This is a genomic window from Halobacteriovorax sp. RT-2-3 (assembly GCF_047085075.1).
Lineage (GTDB): Bacteria > Bdellovibrionota > Bacteriovoracia > Bacteriovoracales > Bacteriovoracaceae > Halobacteriovorax_A.
This window is the reverse complement of the sequence record NZ_JBKIYF010000003.1, coordinates 478,904-500,410: the sequence shown is the minus strand read 5'-3', so window position 1 is coordinate 500,410 and position 21,507 is coordinate 478,904. Positions and strand designations below refer to the sequence as shown.

Here is a 21,507-nt window from a genome sequence, read left to right as displayed (position 1 = left end):
AATGGTTGCCGCAATTAGAATGACAAAGAATTTATCTTCCCCAGAATCATCTGGGCAGTACCATCGTATTATTTGTATGACTGGTAAGAATAAAGGTATTTGTTATTACTTAAACGGTAATCGAGTAGTTCTTGGTCGTCTAAGTTCTAATGATATTCAAATTCTTGATACTCAAGCTTCAAGAGAACACATTGAATTAACTCGTGTTAATAATGAATATACTCTTACCGATCTTAAGTCTCAAAATGGTGTCATGGTAAATGACTTGAAAGTGACTCAACATAAACTTAAGTCTGGTGATAAGATTATTGTTGGCTCTACAGTTTTTAAGTACTCATTCATCGAAGTAAAAGAGGAGAAGGCCCTCGTGGAATATGAGGACCCTGAAGAAGACGAAGATGATGAAGATGAGGAAGAAGAGGAAGAGGTAAAGAAGAAAGCCAAAGCTAAGAAAAAGAAAGGTCCTGCAACACCTGAGGAAAAGAGAAAGAAACTTATCTATATTGCAGTAGCAGTTATGGGCTTGTTCTTTTTTATGGATGGTGGTGATACAAAAACAAAGAAGGCAACAGTAAAAAAAGAAGGAAGTTCAATTATTGATTCCTCAAATAGTAATACTGGCCGTAAATATGTTGAAGATCTTGAAACTCGTGAGAAAGTTGAAGCTTATATTCACCGTGGTAGACGAGAAGCACGTGAAGGAAACTACTTTAGAGCAATGCAGGAATTTAATCTAGCTCTAACACTTGATCCAAATGATGGTAACGCTGCTTATCACTTAAATATTGCAAAACAGAGACTTGATGAAAAAATTAAAGATATGTTCAATCAAGCAACAAAGAATAAAGATTCTTTAAAATATAATAGAGCTTTAGGTACATATTGCTCAATTTATAAACTTTTAATTGAATACAAGACAGATGAGCGCTTTATCGAAGCTAAAAAGAACGTTGAAGATATGGCCGAAAAATTAGGGATGAAAAAGAGTGATAATTACTGTTTCTAAAAATGGAACAATTCTTAATCGTATTGAGATTAATGATCAGGTGATCATGGGGCAGAGCTCTAGCTTTCTTATTGGTCGATCTGATGAAGCTCATGTTCACTTAGATGATCCACAAATTTCAAGGCGATTAGCAAGCCTTAATTTTAATGGTGTCAGTTGGACTTTAAATAAGTTATCAACATATGACACTGTTCTTGTTAATAACGCTCCAATGTTTTTAGAGGAAATACCAGTATCGAGTGGCTATTACCTCGTTTGTAATGAATTTAAAGTTCTTTTTGAAAGTCTAGAAGTTGAAAGTCCAGTTGGTGATGATCCTGTTGAAGAAATCGTTAACGTTGAGCCAGAGTTACCTGAAGATGATTTTGAAGCCGCTGAACAAGATGATATTGAAGAAGAAACATCTATCATAGATGGTGGATCTGAATTTGAAGAAGAAACTCAAGCTTTTGATGCACCTACTGAAGAGGGATCATCTGATAACGAGAATGAGTTTAATGCTGAAGAACTTCTTGATTCACAAGAAGGTGGTTTTGAAGAATTTGGACAGCAGGAAGAAGGATTCTCAGAAGGCTTCGATGAAAACTATGAAGAAAATTATGATGATGGTTATGATGACAACTATGGTGATGAATCTTACGACATTGATACACTAGACGATGATATTGGGGATAAAACTCAAGTATTCTCTGGCTTTGCAAATTTTGTTCTAGAGTTATTTGGTGAAGATGTTCCTTATGATCATTTTAATTTAGACCTGCCTGAAACATATATTGGTCGTGATCCAAGTAAATGTCAGATTGTCTTATCTGATCCTGAAGTCTCCTCAGTACATGCGGTAATTAAAAAGAATAAGATCACTTGTGTATTAGAAGATTTACAATCGGCCAATGGCACGATTTTAAATGGTAAGCGAATAAACCAAAAAGAGATCACAAATGGTGATGAATTTATTATTGGCTCAACTACTTTTACAGTTAAGATCGCTAGTGACTTTATAAAGAGTCAGCAAGATATGCTGATGCCTGTAGAAGATAACCAGGTAATTGAAGTTGAGGAAATTGTTGAAGTTTCTGATGATGACGAAGATTTTGATGGCCTTGAATTATCTGATGCTCCTTCAGCTAGTGAAGAAAAATCTATTATTAAGAGAATTCTTAATGACCCTGAAAAGCGTAAGAAAGTCCTAATCTATACTGTTGTATTATTGGGTCTTTATATGTTTTTATTTCCAGATAGTGGCGAGAAACCAAAACCAACGGCTAAAGATAAGCAGGCTAAGGAACAAAAAAAGAAACAGGTTGTTACCTCGGTTGATAAAAAGCTAACAAAAGAGCAACAAGAAAAAGCAGAAGCTTTATATCAGTTAGCAACACGTTATGCTAATGAGGGTAATGTTGCGGAAGCAATTACTGAGTTTGAAAGGTTATTTATGATCACAAAAGATTATAAACAAGCCCAAACTTTCTATCAGTTGGCTAAGGATAAATATGCTGAGCTCGAAAAAGCAGAGCTTGAAAGACGTGCAGAAGAAAAGAGAAAATTAATTCAGGCAAAAGTTAAGACGCTTCTTGATAAAGCTACAGAAGCGGTAAAAGAGCGTAATGTCACTTTGTCTCGTGGACTATTTCAACAGATTAAAGAACTTGATCCTAATAATTATGATGTTGCTAACCTTGAGTTAGAACTGGATTCCTATATTAAGGAAAAAAATCGAAAAGAACTTGAAGAAGCGCAGAAGAAAGCTGAACGCCAGCGTATGGTAGATGCTCTTAAACCAGGTGAAACTTTATTTCTTCAAGAAGAATGGTATAAGGCAATTGGAGCTTTAGAGTTATTCATTAGTGAAAAATCAATGGATGAAGATCTAATGAAGAAAGCAATTGATATGCTTAAAAAATCACGTCAGAATCTTAAGAATATAACTGGCCCACTTTTGGGTAAGGCCCGTTCACTTAAAGAAGCAGAAGATCTTAAGGCATCTTATGAAGTTTTTAAGGAAGTCTTACGCTATAATCCTAATGAATTAGATGCGCAAAGTGAACTCGATGATATCAATGATACGTTAACGAGAAGAGCCCGTAAGGTATATCGTCAAGGTTTAATCTCTGAATCGTTAGGTTCATTTGAGGATGCCCGAGAAAAGTTTCAAGAGGTGCAACAAATCTCACCTATGGATAATGAATATTATATTAAAGCGAGTGAAAGGCTAAAAAATCTATGAGAGAAATTCAAAGCTTCTTTGCTAGAACACATCAAGGGCCATATCTTAATCTAAATGAGGATAATACCTTTATTAATCTTAAACAGAAAATTTTTGGTATATTTGATGGATTTGGAGGTTCTGGAATTTCTGATAGAAATCTAGAAAGTGCTAAGCAGTCAATTGATCTTTATTTCTCAAAGTTGTCTGGAGATCCGAATGCTACAATGCCTTACTTTTATTCACCTCAGTATGTACTAGAAACTAATGCTCTAGTGAATGCGATGTTTATTGCCCATAAAAACTTACTGAATATCAACAAGAGTAAACCTCTTAATGATAAAGGTGGGGTTTCTGCTGCTTTAACGATGCTTTCTGAAAATATTTTATCAATCGTTTCATGTGGTAATTGCCTGGTTCTTATGTACCGAGATGGGGATTTATCTCTAATTAATACACCTGATTGTGTTAAACAGATTTCAATTTCTGATAACTCGCACCAAAAAAGTACATTTCCTCTCGTTGCTTTGGGCCTTTATGAAGACTTATCCCCTAAAATTTGGGAGTTAAACGTAGAACCAAATGATCGTATTATTGTCTTAAGTGATGGTGTCTACGGAAGTTTAAGCCTTCATGATATTAAAAGAATTATTCAAGAATCAACTCAAGATGAAGTTATTCAGATTGATAATCTTTTTGACGGTGCAAATCGTCGAGGTAATCTAGATAATCAGTCAGCTATTATCTATTCAATCGTATAGAAACATACCGTAATCATTAAAACTGTCTCTTGCTTAGCTGGATTTTTTGCGTAACAATATATTGAGGTTTTATATGAGTAAAAAGGTATTAGTTGCTGACGACAGTCAGACAATCCAAAAAGTAATTAGTATTACATTCGCAAATCAAGATTTTGAAATTGTTTCAGCTCTTGATGAGTCTGAATTATTTTCTAAAAATGACGATTTTGATCTAATCTTATTAGACTTTGGTCTTTCAGATGATGGATATAAATTAGGTGAAGAAACGCGTAAGAAGTTCCCTACAACTCCAGTTCTGGCGATGCTAGGAACATTTGATATCGTTGATGAAAATAAGCTACGTAGTAGCGGATATTCTGACAAAGTTGTTAAGCCATTTGAAACAGAGAAATTTATTTCACTTTGTAATGAATTGATTGAAAGTGAAGTTTCAACAACAGATACGACACAAGATTTTTCAGATGATAATCAAGATGAGCTTGAAGATGATAATTTCTCTGGTTGGGATGTTGATAGCTCAATTGCCCAAACTGAAGAAGATAAGACTCAAGAATTTGATTTGAGTCAACACGATTCATTCACTGATGACGATGATTCAGATAATAATCTTGAGTCAGAATTGGATGGTTGGGGATTTGATCCTACTAATTTAAAGGGAAGTGATGTAACAAAAGAATTTGATACTCTACCTCCTGTTATAGAAAATTTACCTCCAAAAGAAGAGCAACCTAGCTCGACAATACTCGATGTTAGTAACTACTTTGGAAATCTTGATGAAGAGCTGGGTGATGACTTTGAGCTTCCTAGTCAAGAAGAAGAAATAGAAGAAAATTTTGAGGACTCAGAAAGTGAAGAAGTAGAGCCTGTGTTTACTGAATCAGAGCAAAGTGGTTTTGAATCTGACTTTTCAGATGACTTTGAAGAGATTTCTGATGAGAACTTATGGGACGCTGATGAGGAGTCTAGTGAAATGTTCTCTTCTCCAGAAGAAGATGAGCATGAGATAAATCTTTCTTCAGTAACTCAAATGAATGATGACTTTTCATTTGGTACATCAACGACAGCATCGATTAATACTGCAACTTCTACAGCTCCAGCTACTACGGCCCCGGCTGTAAATATTGAAGAGCTTAAGGCCGAACTAAAGAATGAAGTTGCACCAATTATTGAAAAATTTGCACGCGAGTACTGTGAGCAAAATATTGAAAAGATTATTTGGGAAATCGTTCCTGATCTGGCCGAGAACTTAATTAAGAAAGAGCTTAAAAATATCAGTAAGCAAGTTCTAACATCAATTTCAGAATAATTATTTAATAACGAGAGAGCCTGTATAGGCTTTCTCTATTTTATCCTGAGTCTCAATAAGGGCCTCTCCAAAGTTTCCAATTCCTCTGAAAATACCTTTTATAATAGAATCTTCGTCGATGATTTCGACTTCTTTATTTAGGTGATAACATCTGTCATTCCACTGTTTTATAATTTCTTCTTCTGTAAGACGATTGCCTAGTAAGTAGTTGTAAATATCTAGCGGAATACTTTCAAAATCATTCTCACTTAATTTCGTACCTTCTTTAAGCACACCATATGTCTCATGTGGAACACCTCCATAGTTAATACCTATTCCGACGATATAGTTATCATCATCTTTATTAACTAAGATCCCCATAATTTTTTGACTATTCTCATTAAAGATATCGTTGGGCCACTTAAGGAGGAGTTTGTGCTCTTTAAAATAATTACTAAGTATAACTGCTACTTCTAAAGCCAGTAGAGTTGGCTTTTGGCCTGCCTCTAATTTACAAGAGAAACAAAGACTATCTTGTAAATCTTCCCACTTATTATGTCTTCGGCCCCTTGCCTCAGTTTGTACAGTTGCACTAATAAGTAATTGGTCATAATTACGTGCCTCTTCAATGGCAATTGTTTGAGTCGATGGAATTTCTTTAAAATGTAGGTGTTTCATAGATTTTCTCATTATGTTATTATCGAACAATACTAATAAATTCAGAGGTATTCAATATGTCACTTATCGAACGTTCTACTCCAAGAGAAGTTAAATTTTCTATTAATATCAACCCGTATGCAGCAGGATCAGTTCTTGCAGAATTTGGTAATACAAAGGTTCATATCACTGCTTCGATAGAATCAAGCGTTCCTGGTTGGATGAAAGGTAGTGGAAAAGGTTGGGTGACAGCAGAATATTCAATGCTTCCAAGCTCTACTCACACAAGATCAAGAAGAGAGCGTTCAAAAATTGGTGGCCGTACTCAAGAAATTCAGCGCTTAATTGGCCGAAGCTTAAGAGCAATTATCGATCTTAAAAAATTAGGTGAGCGTATGATTACTCTTGATTGTGACGTTATGGTTGCAGACGGTGGAACAAGAACGACTTCAATCTCTGGGAGTTTTATTGCACTTGAACTTGCTATTCAAAGTTTAATCGCAAGTGGTGAGCTTTCTGAGAACCCAATTATAGAGCCTCTTGCAGCAATTAGTTGTGGAATTAACGGCGAAGGTAAAATCATTGCTGACTTAAATTATGAAGAGGATTCGAGCTGTGATACAGATATGAATATTGTTATGACTGAGTCTGGAAAATTTATTGAAGTACAGGGAACTGCTGAAGGGCAAGCATTCTCAAGAGAGCAAATGGATGCGCTAATGGATTGTGCTGCTGAATCTCTTAAGGTTGTTTTCTCAAAACAAAAAGAAGCACTAGGAAAGTAATGAAAAAATTTATTCTAGCTACTGGAAATGCTCATAAAGCCGAAGAATTTGCAGTTTTATTCAAAGAGACGAATATTTCAATTAATGCAGCTTCTGCAAAATTAGATGTTGTAGAAGATGGAAATACTTTTCAAGAGAATGCTCTTAAGAAAGCTCAAGCTTATTTTGAAGAGTTTAAAACTCCTGTCGTCGCAGATGATTCAGGAATTACTGTTGAAGCACTTCCTCAAGAGTTAGGAATATACTCTGCGCGTTTTGGTGGTGAAGGTTTAACAGATCGCCAAAGGGCCGAGCTATTATTAGATAAGTTAAATGGTGAGCAGAATCGAAATGCTTACTTTACTTGTGTCTTATGCTTTTATTTATCACCAGAGGAAATATATTTTTTTGAGGGGAGAATGGAAGGTGAGATTTCAGATAGTTACATTGGAGAAGGAGGCTTTGGTTACGATCCTATATTTTGCCCAAAAGCCTTTCCAGATCAGACTGTAGCGCAATTAGAAGAGTGGAAAAACGAGAACTCCCATAGGGCCAAGGCCGTTGGTTCCGCTATAAAGTTTTTTCAAGAACTTTAAAAAGGTTTAATTTCTGGGTTGCCAAAAAGGTTCAGATCACTTATAAATAGCCTACCCAAAATTTCAATGTCGGAGTATAGCGCAGTTTGGTAGCGCACTTGCTTTGGGAGCAAGGGGTCGCAGGTTCAAATCCTGCTACTCCGACCATTTTAAAAATCCCTTTCTATTTTCTTTTATCTTTCGGTGACTCAAGCACTACGTATGTTGATATTGAATTTACCTGTGGAAGTGTTCCAAGAACTTCTGTGTGAAATGTTTTATATGAAACAAGATCAGTCGTTTCAATTCTTAGAATGTATTCAAAGCTTCCCGTAACGTTGTGACACTCGATTACTTCGGGTGATTCAGCAATCGCCATTTCAAAATCTTTTTGTGACTTCTTTGTGTGAACAGATAATCCAACTGTAATATAAGCAGTAAATCTTGTTCCTAATTTTGCTCGATTGATTCGCGCGCGGTAGCCAGTGATGACCTTAGATTTCTCTAACTCTTGTACTCTTCTAAGACATGCAGAAGGTGAAAGTCCTACGATGGAGGCTAAATCAGAATTACTGATTCTTCCGTCATTTTCTAATTCTTGCAATATTCTTTCGTCAATAGTGTCTATTTTCTTCATATGTTGCAAATTATCTCTCAAATGTATGATTCTTTGCAATAAATTTATTCTTAAAATCGAGTAAACTGTGCCACATGAGCACGACAAATCTATACGCACTTTTAGCTTTTGCCTTTGTTTCCGCCATAACGCCGGGACCAAATAATATTCTTCTAATGGCCTCTGGCGCCAATCATGGTTTTAAGAGAACCGTCCCTCATATGCTTGGGGTTTACTTTGGTTTTATCTTCATGATTGCAGTAATTGGTTTTGGAGTTTCGGATATTTTTAAAACTTATCCAGGCATTCAAAAAATTATGCAGATGGCATGTGGTACTTATTTAGCATTACTTGCATTTAAAATTGCATTTAGTACTTTTGCAAAGGAAGAAGCACAGATTAAAAAACCAATGTCGTTCATTGAAGCGGCGATGTTTCAGTGGATTAATCCAAAGGCTTGGACAATGGCACTTTCAGCTGTTGCCATTTATACAAATGGTAATACATTAGGTGTTGTTGCAGTTATTCTTGCTTATAGTCTTGTTGATATTCCGGCAATTTCTGTTTGGGTCTTTGCAGGTTTAAAGCTTAAGTCTTTTCTTGAGAAAGGGTATCGCCTTGCCATTTTTAATATTATTTTGGCCGTGCTACTTTTTGGTTCTTTATTTCCAGTTTTAGTTTTGAAGTAATATAGAAAAGTAGAGGAAGAACTTCCTCTACTTTTTATTTTGTTATTTTATTTGGGTTATCATCTGCTTTCGTAAAATTCTCACCAAGTTTTTTAGGCTGAACTTTTTGAATTGGAAGCTCTGCGTGTGCAATCTCTGTATTAAAATCGACCGGTAGTTCGATCATTGTCTTTCCTGTTAGGATGACCTTAGAAACTTTCTTAACGAAGAAATCAAATATTTCTGAATCAATTTTTTTCCCAACAGTTCGTTTCATAATTTCTAGAGCATCTTCTATTGGAAGTGCCTGTGAATAAGATCGTTTCGTCGTGATGGCATCAAAGAAATCGGCGATAGAAACGACTTTTGAGAAGATATGATGATCTTCTCCCTTGATTCCTTTTGGGTAACCAGAGCCATCAATATTCTCATGATGTTCAATAATTACTTTTTCAATAGACTCTTTTTTAAGTCCAGGAAACTCAGGGTTTGCTTCTCTAAATAGTTCAACACCAAGCTCAGGATGCTTTTTAATTTGTGCAAATTCTTCATCAGTAAGATTGCCTGTTTTATTTAATATTTCTGTCGAAATTTTTGTTTTGCCTAGATCATGTAAAAGGCCACCAAGTCCAATCGCAACGAGATCAGCTTCACTTGCCTTAGGTTTTAATTGTTTATAAATTAAAACACTGTACATACTTACATTAATAGAATGGTCGTAAGTGTAAAAATCATGGAATGATAAATCACCAATTAGTTTTTTTAGGCTATTAATATCATAGTCTTTGATAACATCGACCATGGCCTTCATTGAATCATGACAACCATCGAGTGCTTCACCAAGAATTTCTGTATTGAATTCTTTCCCAGGATTGAAAATATCATCAAGGTGCTTCACGGCTGAATCTTTGATAACGGAAACCTTATCAATCGATTCTATGTTCTCATCTTCTGCTAGAGACTGAAGGTAGAGCCCACGCTCAGATTCAAGAACATGTATCCTTTGATACTTTTTAAAACCTTCTACATCATCATCGGTGAGAACTTCTCCAGGCCGCACTATTTTAACATAGTGATCCTTGCCTTTGATCGTAGAAGAGTTGATGTAGATATTGTATAGAAGCGGCTTTTCTCGAACAACGAGGTGAAAGTCGATCGTAAAATAAACTGTTTTTGAGTTGCTATCCATTGCACTTTTATCGGCATAATCTCCGTTCAGATAAAGTCCTAGTACGAAATACGTACAAGTAAAAATATTGTGTTAGTTCTTGTTAGGATTTGCTTTGTCTAAGTTACTGAAATTGCATTTCTTATTTAGCGGAACTGAAATTTTAAAAGTGTACGATTAGGTGCTTGAAATGGTACATTAAGGCCTACACAACACACATTATAGAGATAAATTGACGGAGTGAATCAAAGTGCAACTGAAAAGACTAATTATCCAGGGCTTTAAATCCTTTAAAGATCGTACAATTATTAACTTTGACGATGGTATTACAGGGATCGTTGGGCCAAACGGATGTGGTAAATCGAATATTGTTGACGCCTTATTTTGGATTATGGGTGAGCAATCAGCTAAACACCTAAGAGGGAATTCAATGAAGGACCTTATTTTTGCTGGTTCTTCAAAATATAATCCTGCTGCATGGGCCGAGGCAACACTTGTCCTTGAGAATACTCATGGAAAGCATATCCACATCGGTGGGAAAGTTGCAAATCCTTCAGAGATTCAATTAACAAGAAAGCTTTATAGAAACGGTGATACTGAATATCGTATCAACGGTGAGCCGGCTCGTTTGAAAGATATCCAAGAAGTATTTATGGATACAGGTGCTGGTGCAAAGTCATACTCAATTATTGCCCAAGGGGAAATCAATAGACTTGTACAAGCAAAACCTGTTGAGCGTCGTACAATGATTGAAGAGGTTGCCGGTATTACGAAATTTAAAGTTCGTAAGAAAGAATCAATGAGAAAAATTGAGGCAACTGAGCAAAACCTTAACCGTCTAAACGATCTAACAATTGAAATTGAAAAGAACCTAAAGTCTCTTCAAAAACAAGCTGAAAAAGCTGAAAGAGCGCGTACGCTTAAGGATAAAATTAAACGTACTGAAATCTCTGTTGTTGCACATAAAGTATTCGAAGATCTTCGTGAGCTTCGCGATGGAGGTAATGAGCTTCTTGAGAAGAAAGCAAATCTTGAAGCTTGGAGCATGAAAAAAGATTCTCTTGAGATCTCTCTTGAAGAAGAGCGTTTTGAAAGAGAAGAGAAGACTGCAAGAATTGATGAGTCTCAAAAAGAAAGAAATGAAGTTTCAAATAAATTAGCTGCTGCTGAAGAAAGACTGAATGCACTTTGTAAGTCTTTAACTGATAAAGAAGAGCAACTAGAGCAAAGACAAAAAGAGATTGATGAACTAGCTCAAGAGATCGAAGAAAGACTTCTTAAAAAAGAAGAAATTGAAACTGAAATCAACGATGTTATCACTTCTTCAAAAGAAGATTACGATTATGAAGCAGCAAGCGAGAAGCTTGAAGCTTTAAAGTCTGAGCTAGAAGATAGACAAGCGCAAATTAGTGAGCTTGAAGAAGAGCTATCAATTAAGAAAGAAGAGCTTGTTAAAATGGATCAACAAGCTTTCCAAAATAATTCAAAACTTGAAGAATATGCTGCAACTCTTCAAGACCTTGCGACTGAAATTGAAGCAATTGAAAAACAATACTCAGGTGTTTCAAGTGAACTTGCAAAGGAAAGAGATGATGTTATGGCCGCTAAGAATTTAGTGGAAGAGTTAACTGAATCAGAAGTTACACTTAAGGAAACGGTAAACGAGCTGACGCAAAAAGATCGTGATCTTGAAACAGAACTTAAGAATTTAACAAAAGAACAAATTACTAAGCAATCAAGACTATCTTCATTAAAAGAAATTCGCTCTTCACTTGAAGGAGCTAAAGAGGGTGTTTCTAAATTTTTAAGTGAAGTAGATTCTGATAAATATACTGTACTTGGTAATATTATTAAATGTGACGATAAGTACACTAAGGCCGTAACAGCACTTCTTGGAGAGTTCTTAGAGTCTCTAGTTACTTCTGAGAGTGATCTTTCACTTCTTAAAAATTGGGTAACTGAAAATGATGAGAATGCACTTGAGATCTTACTTGCAGATAAGTCTGCAGATGTAATTTCTGCTGAGGCACGTGAAAGAATTCAAGTAAAGCTTGGGGTAGAATTAACGACTCTAAGTGATATCATTGAACTTCCAGAAGAATATAAAGCTAAACTAACTCCATATTTATCAAGCCTATTTATTGTTGAAAGCCTTGATCTTGATAAAGTTGTTTCACTAGAGAGTTCAATCTCTTTTGGTGGAATCTCTGATATCAGTGGAAATATTCAAGTACGTAATCGCCAAAATGCAACAGTTCTTCATGTAAAAGGATCTGGTGAACAAGGGCAAAGTGCAATTGAAAGAAATAACACAATTGAAGCACTTGAAAACGAATTAGTAAGTCTTAATGGAAAAGTTGCAAACCTTGAAGAAGCCGTTACAGATTCAAATGAATTACTAAGAAATAAAGTAGATGAGCTAGAGAATGCTCGTCTTACACTAAGTGAAGCTCGTGCCGATTTCGCTGCTAAAAACTCAGCTCTTGAGTCTAAGCTAGCATCTATGGAATCTGGTAACACGAGACTTGAAATTCTAAAGAATCGTAAAGATGAAACTTCAAAGCTAAGACTAGCTATTCTAGAAAAAGAAGAATCTTTTAATAAAGATAAGTCTGAGGTTGAAGAGGCAATTGCTGATATTAGTGAAAGAGTTCAAGACCTTCGCGATAGTTATAATGAAATGAATGAAGTTTATGAAGCAGACCGTGAGGTTTATGTTTCTAAGCAAGTTGAAGCAAAAACTTTTGAGCAACGTGTGAATTCGCTACGTTCTCAATCAGAAGATATTGAAAAGCAAATCGAAAAACAAAACCTTCGTAAAGAATCAAACTCTGAGCTTATCACTAAGCTAGAGGGTGAGCTTGAAAATATGCAGGTTGAAATCGAAGAACTTGAAATTTCAAATAACGAAAAAGCCGATATCCTTGCAAGTAAAGATGAAGTTCTTAGTATTATGAAAGATGAGTTCTCTGAACTTCTACTTGCAATGCAAGAAAGAGAAGATCAGGTTAAAGAACTTTCTAAAAATATCAATAAGGCCGATAAAGAGGTTGCTGAAAAAGAAGTACGCCTTGAAAGATGTCTTAATGAAGAAGAAGAGAATGTTCGTAATATCTTCGAAAAATACCGTGTTGATCTACGCGAATCTCTTGGACGCTACCTTGAGTATACTGAAACTGATTTTGAAAAACTTAATGATGTTTCAACAATGTACTTTATGGAAACAGAAAATGGTCCAAAAGAAATTGAAAAAGAATCATATGAATTTGTTCGTAAGTATGGCCAAGATCTTAAAGATCAAGGATTTAAACTTAAGAACTACAAGTCTGAATTTGGTCGCCTAGGTGAAATCAACTGGCAAGCAATTGAAGACTACGATAGACAAAAACTTCGTTATGACTTCTTAAAAGTTCAAGAAGTTGAACTTAGAAAGTCTCTTGAAGACCTTCAAAATGCAATTGATCATATCGATGAAAAATCGAAAGAAAGATTTAAAATCGCTTTTGAAGAAGTTGATACGAGATTTAGAAAAGTATTCCCAATTATCTTTGGTGGAGGGGAAGCACGTCTAGAAATCGTTGGTGATATTGATGATGCTGAATGTGGTGTTGATATTATTGCTAAGCCACCAGGAAAGAAAATGCAGAATATTAACCTAATGTCTGGTGGTGAAAAGGCCATGACTGCGGTTTCTCTAATCTTCTCGATCTTCCTAGTTAAGCCATCTCCTTTCTGTCTACTGGATGAGGTTGATGCTCCACTTGATGATGCAAACGTTGGTCGTTTTAATGAACTTCTTCGTGAAATGAGTGCTGAATCACAGTTCATTCTTATTACACACAATAAGAAAACAATGGAGCTAAATGATACACTTTATGGTGTAACAATGCAGGAGCCTGGTGTTTCAAAGGCAGTTTCGGTACAATTACAGTAATGAAAAAGCTACTACCTATTTTAATGATTTCAAATATGGCCTTGGGATTTGTCCCAAGGTCTTTTTCTACTCAATATAAGCAAATTGTAAAAAATCAGCTTACTGGTACTCCAAAAGAGTCAACAGGAAGATTTGATTATGAATACCCTGGTAAGCTTAGGCTTGAACAAAAGGGTTCAGATGCTCTTGTCTATGTGACAAATGAGAAAACGACTTGGATTAGACGAGATGGTTTCATGCCTGGTGATCCAGCAGAAATTATTATTCACAAGGGTAGTGATAAGGGTCTTTCAAACTTCTTTGATTTACTAAAGAATGGCCTTAAATCAAATAAGAATTATAAAGTTAAAGACGGTGATAATTATAGTGTACTTGTTTTTTCTGAGACTTCAGTTAAGTCGACAGGCGTTGTCGAAACAAAGCTGACTTTTAAGAAAGGGAAAAAAGAGTTCTCTAATATTACTTCAATTGACATTAATTATGCTGATGGAAAAGTTGTTAAGCTTGAGCTTAGCAACGTTAAGAACGAAAGCTTTCAAGCAAAGCACTTCATCCTTAACGTTCCAAAGAATGCTAATGTGTCATATCAATAAAGCCACCACGAAAGAAATTTTCTTTTAGCGTTAATGGTTCATTACTCAGAAGACGAGAGTAGATCAAGTAGTTTCGTGCGACTAACTTTACGTACTTTCTCGTTTCTTTATACGGAATTTCTTCAATAAACTCTAAGTCCGGAAGGATGATTCGACTTCTCCATCTTTTAATAGGAGTACCTCCAGCATTATAGCTCGCAACAAAGTCGATAAAGTTATTATCCCTTCTCTTCATAAGCTCATTTAACAAGAGACTTGAAAAAGTAATATTAATATTAGGATTATATAAGTCTTCATATCCTTCATATGGGATTTTGTAGCGACGAGAAAGTCTCTTTCCTTGCTCTGGAATTAATTGAAGTAGTCCAAAAGCATCGGCAGGTGAGCGCGCATACTGATTAAAAGCAGACTCTTGACGAGCGATGCTCATCAGGAGTGGTGTCGTTACTGTTTTAGATCTATTATTTTCAAGAAACTCTTTTTTAAACGCTAGAGGAAAGGCAAATTGTGGATCTTCTTTTAAGATTTTTTCTTGCGTCTTAGAATCTTCTCTGAAGAATTTAAAGATCATAATATTGTAGTATTTTGCAGCGTAAAGGTCACTAAAGCTAACCTTATCATTACTATCAATAATTTTTTTCGCAAGGTCAGTATTACCAAGATAAACGGCCCAAGCAAGCTCATCAATCGAGATGTCAAACTTTTCTCTGTAATCAATATGCTTAAGTTTTGTGTGATTCATGTGAGCAATTTGGCCATAGTATCCAAATTGATCTTCTTTTTGAATTCTAAGTAAAAGTTTTTGTGCTTCATCGAAGCGGTTAAGCTTCTTTAGGCCAACAAATTTCCAATAAAGAAATCGGTAGTTTGGCTCATCATTTTTTTCTTCAAAACGATCAAACCATTGAATCATTTCTTCATAGTTGCCCGCCTTGTAGTTTGTCCAGGCAACATTCCACACAATACTTTCAAGGTGTTCATGCTTTCCTTCAACAGCAGCATAAGCCTTCTTATAGAATTTTATGGAGCGATCATACTTTCTAAGATCCTCAAAAATACCACCAATCGTGTAGTAAGTTGTAACGACATACTCCGTTGGGACTTCCTTAAAGAGAAGGAGGTTCCTTAGAACTCTTACCGCCCTTTGTAATTTGTCTTCTGTCCAATAGATTCGAGCAAGCCTAATAGTGTATTCAGCATGTTTTTCTTTTAGCTCTTGGCTTTCTCTGTTTTTTTGAAGGTAAAGAACTAGGCTTCTAATATTGTCTCTAAAACTATCGTTTTTTCTTTCCCTTTTATATGAGTTTGCAAGTCTAAACCAAGCTTCAACTTTTTCTTCTTTTACAGTATCTTTGTCGCGAATTATTTTTTTGTAATATTCACGGGCCTTAACAAACTGTCGATCTTGTTCAAAGCTTTTGGCTACATCTAAATAATTTTCTCGCTCCGGCTCTTTTATGAAGCGAGGAGAGACATCAATTAATTTTTGATAGATTCGTTCTTGTTGTTGACTACCATCTTCGAATTTCTTCATGGCATCAAGTAAGAGCCTTTCAACTTCACCTTTAGTATTGAGGTAATCCACCTTATTTAAGACAGCACTAGCATAGACATCTGTGTAGTAAGTTTTTGAAATAATTGCATCAATTAGTTCTTCTCTTGCCCAATACGGATACGCTTCAGTATTTTTATACTCTTCACTTAATTCTTGAATGCTCTTAGTACAATTCTTGTGATAATTGGCCCTTAACCATGGGGACAATGGAAATTGTGTATGCAAGAATTTTTGGTACTCGTTACAACTAACAGAATTATTCTTACTAATTTTAGAAAGTAAGTTTGTTAGAGCACCATCTTGTGGTTTCGTTTTAGGAGGTCTTGATAAATTCGTACAAGACAAGGCCAAAATAAATATAGTTAGTAAGGTAAATCTCATTAACTACTAGGATAGGCCTTTAAGTAACTTCCTTCAAGTATGTGAAAACAGGCATTTCTGTTCCTAAAAAAATTACATAAGGCATTGAAAAAACGTCGGTTTAACACTATAAGTAGCTACTTTAGCTATACATGGAGAATTATATGTCTGAGATTTCATCTCAAGTTAACCAAAAATTTAATGACCGCACGGTTTATTTTACTTCACTAGGGTGTTCAAAGAACCTCGTTGATGCACAGGTTATGCTCGGGCATATGGGACTAAATGGTTTTAAAGTTGTAACAGAGCCTCAAGATTCTGAGGTTATTGTTGTAAATACATGCTCATTCATTGAAGCAGCTAAGCAAGAATCTATTGAGATGATTCTTGATCTTGCAGACTATAAAGATGAGGAAGTTGGTAATTGTAAGGCACTGGTTGTTTCTGGTTGTATGGCCCAGAGATATTCAGATGAACTTGAAAAGAGCTTGCCTGAAGTTGATATGTTCATTGGAACTGGTGAATACAATAAAATCGTTCCACTTTTAACTGCTCTTGAAAATAATAAATTAGAGAAGAAGTCATTTGTTGAAGTTCCTAGATTTATTCATACTGAATTTGATCCAAGACTTAATACTTCTCCGTTCTATACGGCATGGTTAAAGATCTCTGAAGGTTGTAATAGAAATTGTACTTTCTGTATTATTCCAACTCTTCGTGGACGTCTAAGATCTCGTACTGTTGAATCTCTTGTTGAGGAAGCAAAGCAATTGTCTTCAACTGGTGTTAGAGAGCTAAATCTTATTTCTCAAGATCTTTCTGATTATGGAGTCGATCTGAGTGATGAAAATAATCTATTCGAACTTCTATCAGGTCTTGAGACTGTTGATGGAGTAGATTGGGTGCGTTTATTCTACTTTTACCCAGATGAACTTACTGATGAAGTTATTGAAAAAATGGCAACTTCTTCGAAAGTATGTAAATACCTTGATATGCCGGTTCAACATTTCTCAGATTATGTACTTAAGCGTATGAATAGAAAGATTACTGGTGAGAAAATCATGGAGCGTATCACTAAGCTTCGTGAAAGAATCCCTGGAATTGTTCTTAGAACTTCAATCATCGTTGGATTCCCTGGTGAATCTGAAGAGGACTTTGAAAAATTACTTGAAGGTATCAAGCAAGCACGTTTCAACCACCTTGGTATCTTTAGATACTCAGATGAAGAAGGAACACCTGCTTACCGTTTAAAAGATAAAAATTCGCAAGAAGTAATTGATGATCGTTTTGATCGTCTTTATGAAGTTCAAAAAGAAATCGCTAGAGAATTAAATCAAGAATTCCTAGGTGAAACTGTTGAAGTTCTTGTTGAAGGAACTCACGAAGATACTGATCTTCTAATTGTTGGTCGCCATTTTGGTCAGGCACCTGATATCGATGGTAAGGTTATTATCAATGACTTAAATGAGAGAGATTTAAAAATCGGTGACCTCGTTAAAGTTGAGATCACCGATGTATTAGATTTTGATTTAGTTGGACGTGTAATTTAGATTACTAAGGTTCTTCTTCCCAGTCATTGTAAGGGAACGGTATTAGCTGACGTCCAGTAATTGCCGTTCCTGCACCAAAAGATGCATGTAGCGGACGTGTAAGCTGAACTGCATTTGAGTAAACTCTTTTAACTATATAAGTTTGTCCACCAATAATAACGTTCATACCTGAGTAGAAATCACTTGATGATACTGTGTAAAAGTATAGTGACCCAACTGTCCCACTCCCTGTTGTAATAGCAGTATATGAGTTTCCTAAAGTCGGTGCTGTCGCATCTGTACAGGCAGAATAATTTGTTGAGTTTGTGTAATCATCCCAATCACTAAATTCGTTAAGAGGTTCATCAAAAACATCTAGGTTTGTCCCTTCATCCATGCTCGCAATAGTAACCTTATCAAGATTGTTCATCTCATAGTTATTATCCCAATCTCTAATGTGTAAGTTTATTCTCGCTTGAGTAACTGAGAATTCATCAAGACAAGAGAATGTATAGTAAGGCTGTGCCCCCATAAATGGATCAACTATCTGGTTTGGATCATCTGAAAGGCTTACACTTTCCGCGTGAAGCTTTATACCCTCTGAGTAATATTCAGTATTATTAATTGAATTATAACAAGAGTTTTCATGTGCAAATGAAGCAATTGAACGGTTTGATCTCGCACCTCTTTTTTGTGGAGTTTTTAAGATACTCTCATAATTTGCACCACTAAATGCCTCTATAACAAGCGACTGAAAACCATCTTCAAGCTCATCTGTTGTGAAGACGTCTTCAATTGCACCCTTTCTACATAAGTATGCATTTCCCTCACATTGATGTTCTAAAACCTCGACAGTATTTCTATAGTAAGCTGGATCTCCAGTGTCTGCGTTTGCTTCTGTATATGTATAAACAAGCTCGGCATATTCAAAAGAACCATTGTCACAATTTAGATCATGGTATTTACCTGAACATAGATCATCAAGTTGACCACCGAATAGAACACCGTTGACATAAATTCCATCTGCATAATAACTATTTGCTGGAGTTGCACCTCCTAACCCATCTGTCGCAGTATTATCGGCTGGAGCTACTCCCACAGCATCTGTTGAAGTACCAGTTACAACTTGTACGATATAGCGAGCAGCTGCACTGTATGCAATGTCTGAATTTGAACTGCGTGTCATCATTGGTCTTTTCTTGTAAAAGAAAAATGGCTTATAGCGAATACTATGACAAATACCTGGGCCAACATTTGCTTGTAGCTTAAGCTCTCTAAAGTAAAGGTTATTTTCACCAATATCAACATAACAATCAATATCGATTACATCCTCAATATCAGATGCTAAGGCCCTTGGGTTGCTGATGATATCTCTTTTCTTTACTCGACACTTATTAAAGAAGTTATCTTCACCATCTTTGTGAGTGAAGAACTTCGGAGTATTTTCTACTTCAACATTTACTTCAAAGTAATCTTCGATCAATAGATCAAATGATGCTGAGAAGCTTCCAAGAATATTTTGAGCAGTTACAGTATACGTCTTAGATGAGGCTGCAATTTCAGGAATACCGATAATATCACCTGTCTCTTCATCTAATGTTAAACCTGGAGGAAGTTCTGGGCTTACACTATATGCAATGTCTTCTCCTTTTGGAAGAGTTGACTTGATTACTGAATCAACGCCACGATGTAATTCAAATGTCGTTAGAGTTTGAAAATCACTGATTGTCGCTCCGTTTGCACTATACGGTCTAACCGATGAGAATGATTCTCCTGGAAGTGTCATCGTAATTGGCACTCCATTTGTACTTTGTAATAAAGCAGTATTGTCACTACTATTAATTTGTGAAGCAACAAGGTTCGCTCGTCCTGTATTTGTCAGTATATCCATTCCACTAACAAGAGAAGATACATCAGTAAATGTAGCTCTCATTACAGGGGTCCAAATTTCATTTAGGATGTATGCCGTAGCATTACCACAATCTTCAAGTGCATTATTAGATGCAATAAAATCTTCACTAGAATTAGTGTCGTTAACATTCTTCGTTTGGTTAACAAAGATGATATTTGCTAGTCCAGCATCTGTTGGATTTCCTGTTACAACTGCGCGTGCAAACCTGTCTGTCGGTGCAGATGGAAATCTCATACATAGAGCTGGTCTTGTTTCTAAGTAAGTTGGTGTAAATGCAGCAGTTGAGTTAAGACTCATAATATGTGTAAGAGACACTGGAGTTGTTTGAATTACTGCTTCTTCATCTAGGAAGTTTTTATAATTATCAACTGAGATATCCTTTACAAATTCACCACTGATAACTTGAACAATTAGGTATTTTTCGTTCCCATCAATATCAAGAATTCTTTTAATGATACCTTTTGCACCATTGCTTAGTGGTGGAAGTGTTGCTGCAGAAATTTCTTGTCCTTCAGTAAAATTTGAAGTCGTCTGAACAAGATTTTTTACTTTGAACGCAACAAGTTGTGAGTACGATAAATCCTCTGGAGGATTAATAATACCAAGATCAAGCTTGAACGTTCTTGTTGAAATGTCATTTTTAACGGTAATTGTATATTCAATAGGAGATTGATAGTTATGATCTCCTACACCAGATGTATCAATAATGTATCCAAATAGTGGACTGTCTACATTTTTTACGAGCCTTAATGTAGAAGGTAAGTCTGGTGTAATTGAAATATCAGTACTGTTGTTATAACTGATATGTTCTGCGACAGCTTCTGATGTATCATTAATCAACTTTAAGTTGATATTTGAATTTGGTTGGAAAAAGTATTTAACTTTTTGAATTGTTCCTTCTCTATTTGAAAATGGAAAAGCATTATCAATTAAGTCGCCAGTATATAGAGTACCTGAAGTAAGTGTACCGTAAATATTGTTACTACTATCCTTGTAAGTGATTGTTCCTGTTGCACCATTTTCAGTTGTAAATGTCTCACTTGTTAAACCATTTGTAAGGAATCCGCTATTATCATCTAGCTGAAATCCCACAAAAACAGGTCCTACAAAAGGAAATGCAACAGTGTTTGTATTTGTTCCATCGTAATTATAGTAGCATGTTCCTGCGCTTAGATACACGTCACCAATTGTTGGGGTTGCTGGAGGAGTTGTTCCGATTCCCGCACCTGTACAATTGAAAGACTGCTGTGTTTCAAAAGTAAGCCTATCAGGAATTGGTGCTTGAATTGAAACTCTCGGTTGAGATGTTGTTGTTAATGTTTGAGCCGATTCTGTAGAAGGGCTATAAAAATTAAAATTAATTGGTGCTAGTGTAAAACTTCTAACAGGAGAAACTGAACTATTTGTTAGCTTGATCAGACCACTTTGATTACTTGTCGTAAAGTGCGCTGCATATGTAGTAGTGATATCTGAACCAAAATTAAAACCAGGATTTGTGATTGGATCTAGGAAGTTATTCTTAGATGCATTTGATAAAGTAAAAAAACCATCATTGTCGATAATATTGTAATCTCCAAATTCACCATCTGGAATTATAAATGTAACAATATTCTTACCGGCCGTTGAATTAGCTAAGCTAGAGTCACCAGTGATAAAAATGTAGTTGCTTGCATTGTTGTAGAAAACGGAAGTCGGGTCAGTAATCTTACTTCCATCAATCTCATTACCGCCCTCGTCGATAAAGTCACTTGGAGGATCAACAACCTCTCCAACTGCACTTGATGCATCATCACTGCTTGCGCCATCTTCCTTGAACTTCGTTAAGCTATCAGGCACACATGAAGTTGCGATGAGCAGAAGGATTAATATTAAATGTAGAGACGGTTTACCTTTTAACGTTTTCATAACTTCATTATCGAAT

The 21,507-nt window shown here is 35.8% G+C and carries 15 protein-coding genes and 1 tRNA gene; 11 read left to right on the top strand and 5 right to left on the bottom strand.

The genetic code is table 11. The features are described 5' to 3' along the window. Position 1 precedes the first annotated feature (1 nt). The 4 genes from ACMAYX_RS12890 to ACMAYX_RS12875 all read left to right on the top strand — a co-directional run bounded on the left by ACMAYX_RS12890 (position 2) and on the right by ACMAYX_RS12875 (position 5,276). Positions 2–1,006, top strand: a complete 1,005-nt coding sequence (locus ACMAYX_RS12890; protein ID WP_103219294.1) for an FHA domain-containing protein — start codon at positions 2–4, stop codon at positions 1,004–1,006. Further along, entirely contained in the window at positions 987–3,230 is a 2,244-nt protein-coding gene (locus ACMAYX_RS12885; RefSeq protein ID WP_412472035.1) for an FHA domain-containing protein, read from the top strand. The genes ACMAYX_RS12890 and ACMAYX_RS12885 overlap by 20 nt, the downstream gene beginning before the upstream one ends. Further along, entirely contained in the window at positions 3,227–3,970 is a 744-nt protein-coding gene (locus tag ACMAYX_RS12880) for a PP2C family protein-serine/threonine phosphatase (protein WP_103219296.1), read from the top strand. The genes ACMAYX_RS12885 and ACMAYX_RS12880 overlap by 4 nt, the downstream gene beginning before the upstream one ends. A gap of 73 nt (positions 3,971–4,043) precedes the next feature. Beyond that, a complete protein-coding gene (locus ACMAYX_RS12875; RefSeq protein ID WP_412470032.1) occupies positions 4,044–5,276 on the top strand; it encodes a response regulator in 1,233 nt (410 codons plus the stop codon). Here ACMAYX_RS12875 and ACMAYX_RS12870 read toward each other — a convergent pair whose 3' ends face one another. After that, positions 5,277–5,945 carry a biotin--[acetyl-CoA-carboxylase] ligase gene (locus ACMAYX_RS12870; RefSeq protein WP_412463080.1) on the bottom strand — a complete coding sequence of 223 codons (669 nt, stop codon included), beginning with the start codon at positions 5,943–5,945 and terminating at the stop codon, positions 5,277–5,279. 44 nt (positions 5,946–5,989) lie between these two features. On the opposite strand from ACMAYX_RS12870, the gene rph reads away from it, so the two are divergent. The 3 genes from rph (at position 5,990) to ACMAYX_RS12855 (ending at position 7,419) form a co-directional block, all read left to right on the top strand. Beyond that, positions 5,990–6,697 carry a ribonuclease PH gene (gene rph, locus ACMAYX_RS12865; RefSeq protein WP_103219299.1) on the top strand — a complete coding sequence of 236 codons (708 nt, stop codon included), beginning with the start codon at positions 5,990–5,992 and terminating at the stop codon, positions 6,695–6,697. Then, entirely contained in the window at positions 6,697–7,272 is a 576-nt protein-coding gene (rdgB, locus tag ACMAYX_RS12860; protein ID WP_412472034.1) for an RdgB/HAM1 family non-canonical purine NTP pyrophosphatase, read from the top strand. The genes rph and rdgB overlap by 1 nt, the downstream gene beginning before the upstream one ends. 70 nt (positions 7,273–7,342) lie before the next feature. After that, positions 7,343–7,419, top strand: a tRNA-Pro gene (locus ACMAYX_RS12855). A gap of 16 nt (positions 7,420–7,435) precedes the next feature. On the opposite strand, the gene ACMAYX_RS12850 is transcribed toward ACMAYX_RS12855, so the two are convergent. Next, on the bottom strand, positions 7,436–7,888 hold the full coding sequence (locus ACMAYX_RS12850; protein WP_392990498.1) for an Lrp/AsnC family transcriptional regulator: 453 nt from the start codon (positions 7,886–7,888) through the stop codon (positions 7,436–7,438). Positions 7,889–7,962: 74 nt separating this feature from the next. Between ACMAYX_RS12850 and ACMAYX_RS12845 the strand changes: the two genes are divergently transcribed. Continuing rightward, complete coding sequence (locus ACMAYX_RS12845; RefSeq protein WP_103218719.1) at positions 7,963–8,556, top strand: LysE family translocator; 594 nt, start codon at positions 7,963–7,965, stop codon at positions 8,554–8,556. Positions 8,557–8,590: 34 nt separating this feature from the next. Here the strand turns inward: ACMAYX_RS12845 and ACMAYX_RS12840 are convergent, their stop codons facing one another. Beyond that, positions 8,591–9,724, bottom strand: coding sequence for an HD-GYP domain-containing protein (locus ACMAYX_RS12840; RefSeq protein ID WP_392990502.1), 1,134 nt, complete (start codon positions 9,722–9,724; stop codon positions 8,591–8,593). Positions 9,725–9,953: 229 nt separating this feature from the next. Here ACMAYX_RS12840 and smc point away from each other — a divergent pair, with 229 nt between their 5' ends. Both smc and ACMAYX_RS12830 read left to right on the top strand, forming a co-directional pair. Continuing rightward, a complete protein-coding gene (gene smc, locus ACMAYX_RS12835) occupies positions 9,954–13,637 on the top strand; it encodes a chromosome segregation protein SMC (RefSeq protein WP_412472033.1) in 3,684 nt (1,227 codons plus the stop codon). Continuing rightward, positions 13,637–14,230: a LolA family protein gene (locus tag ACMAYX_RS12830; RefSeq protein ID WP_412470030.1), complete on the top strand. Its 594-nt coding sequence runs from the start codon at positions 13,637–13,639 to the stop codon at positions 14,228–14,230. Before smc ends, ACMAYX_RS12830 begins: the two co-directional genes overlap by 1 nt. On the opposite strand, the gene ACMAYX_RS12825 is transcribed toward ACMAYX_RS12830, so the two are convergent. Further along, positions 14,211–16,166 carry a lytic transglycosylase domain-containing protein gene (locus ACMAYX_RS12825; protein ID WP_103218723.1) on the bottom strand — a complete coding sequence of 652 codons (1,956 nt, stop codon included), beginning with the start codon at positions 16,164–16,166 and terminating at the stop codon, positions 14,211–14,213. The genes ACMAYX_RS12830 and ACMAYX_RS12825 overlap by 20 nt on opposite strands. A gap of 143 nt (positions 16,167–16,309) precedes the next feature. Between ACMAYX_RS12825 and rimO the strand changes: the two genes are divergently transcribed. Beyond that, positions 16,310–17,695 (top strand): 30S ribosomal protein S12 methylthiotransferase RimO, encoded by a 1,386-nt coding sequence (gene rimO, locus ACMAYX_RS12820; protein ID WP_158246919.1) that lies wholly within the window; start codon positions 16,310–16,312, stop codon positions 17,693–17,695. A 4-nt stretch (positions 17,696–17,699) separates the two neighbouring features. On the opposite strand, the gene ACMAYX_RS12815 is transcribed toward rimO, so the two are convergent. Continuing rightward, positions 17,700–21,491, bottom strand: a complete 3,792-nt coding sequence (locus ACMAYX_RS12815) for a hypothetical protein (protein ID WP_412470028.1) — start codon at positions 21,489–21,491, stop codon at positions 17,700–17,702. Between the last annotated feature and the right edge of the window lie 16 nt (positions 21,492–21,507).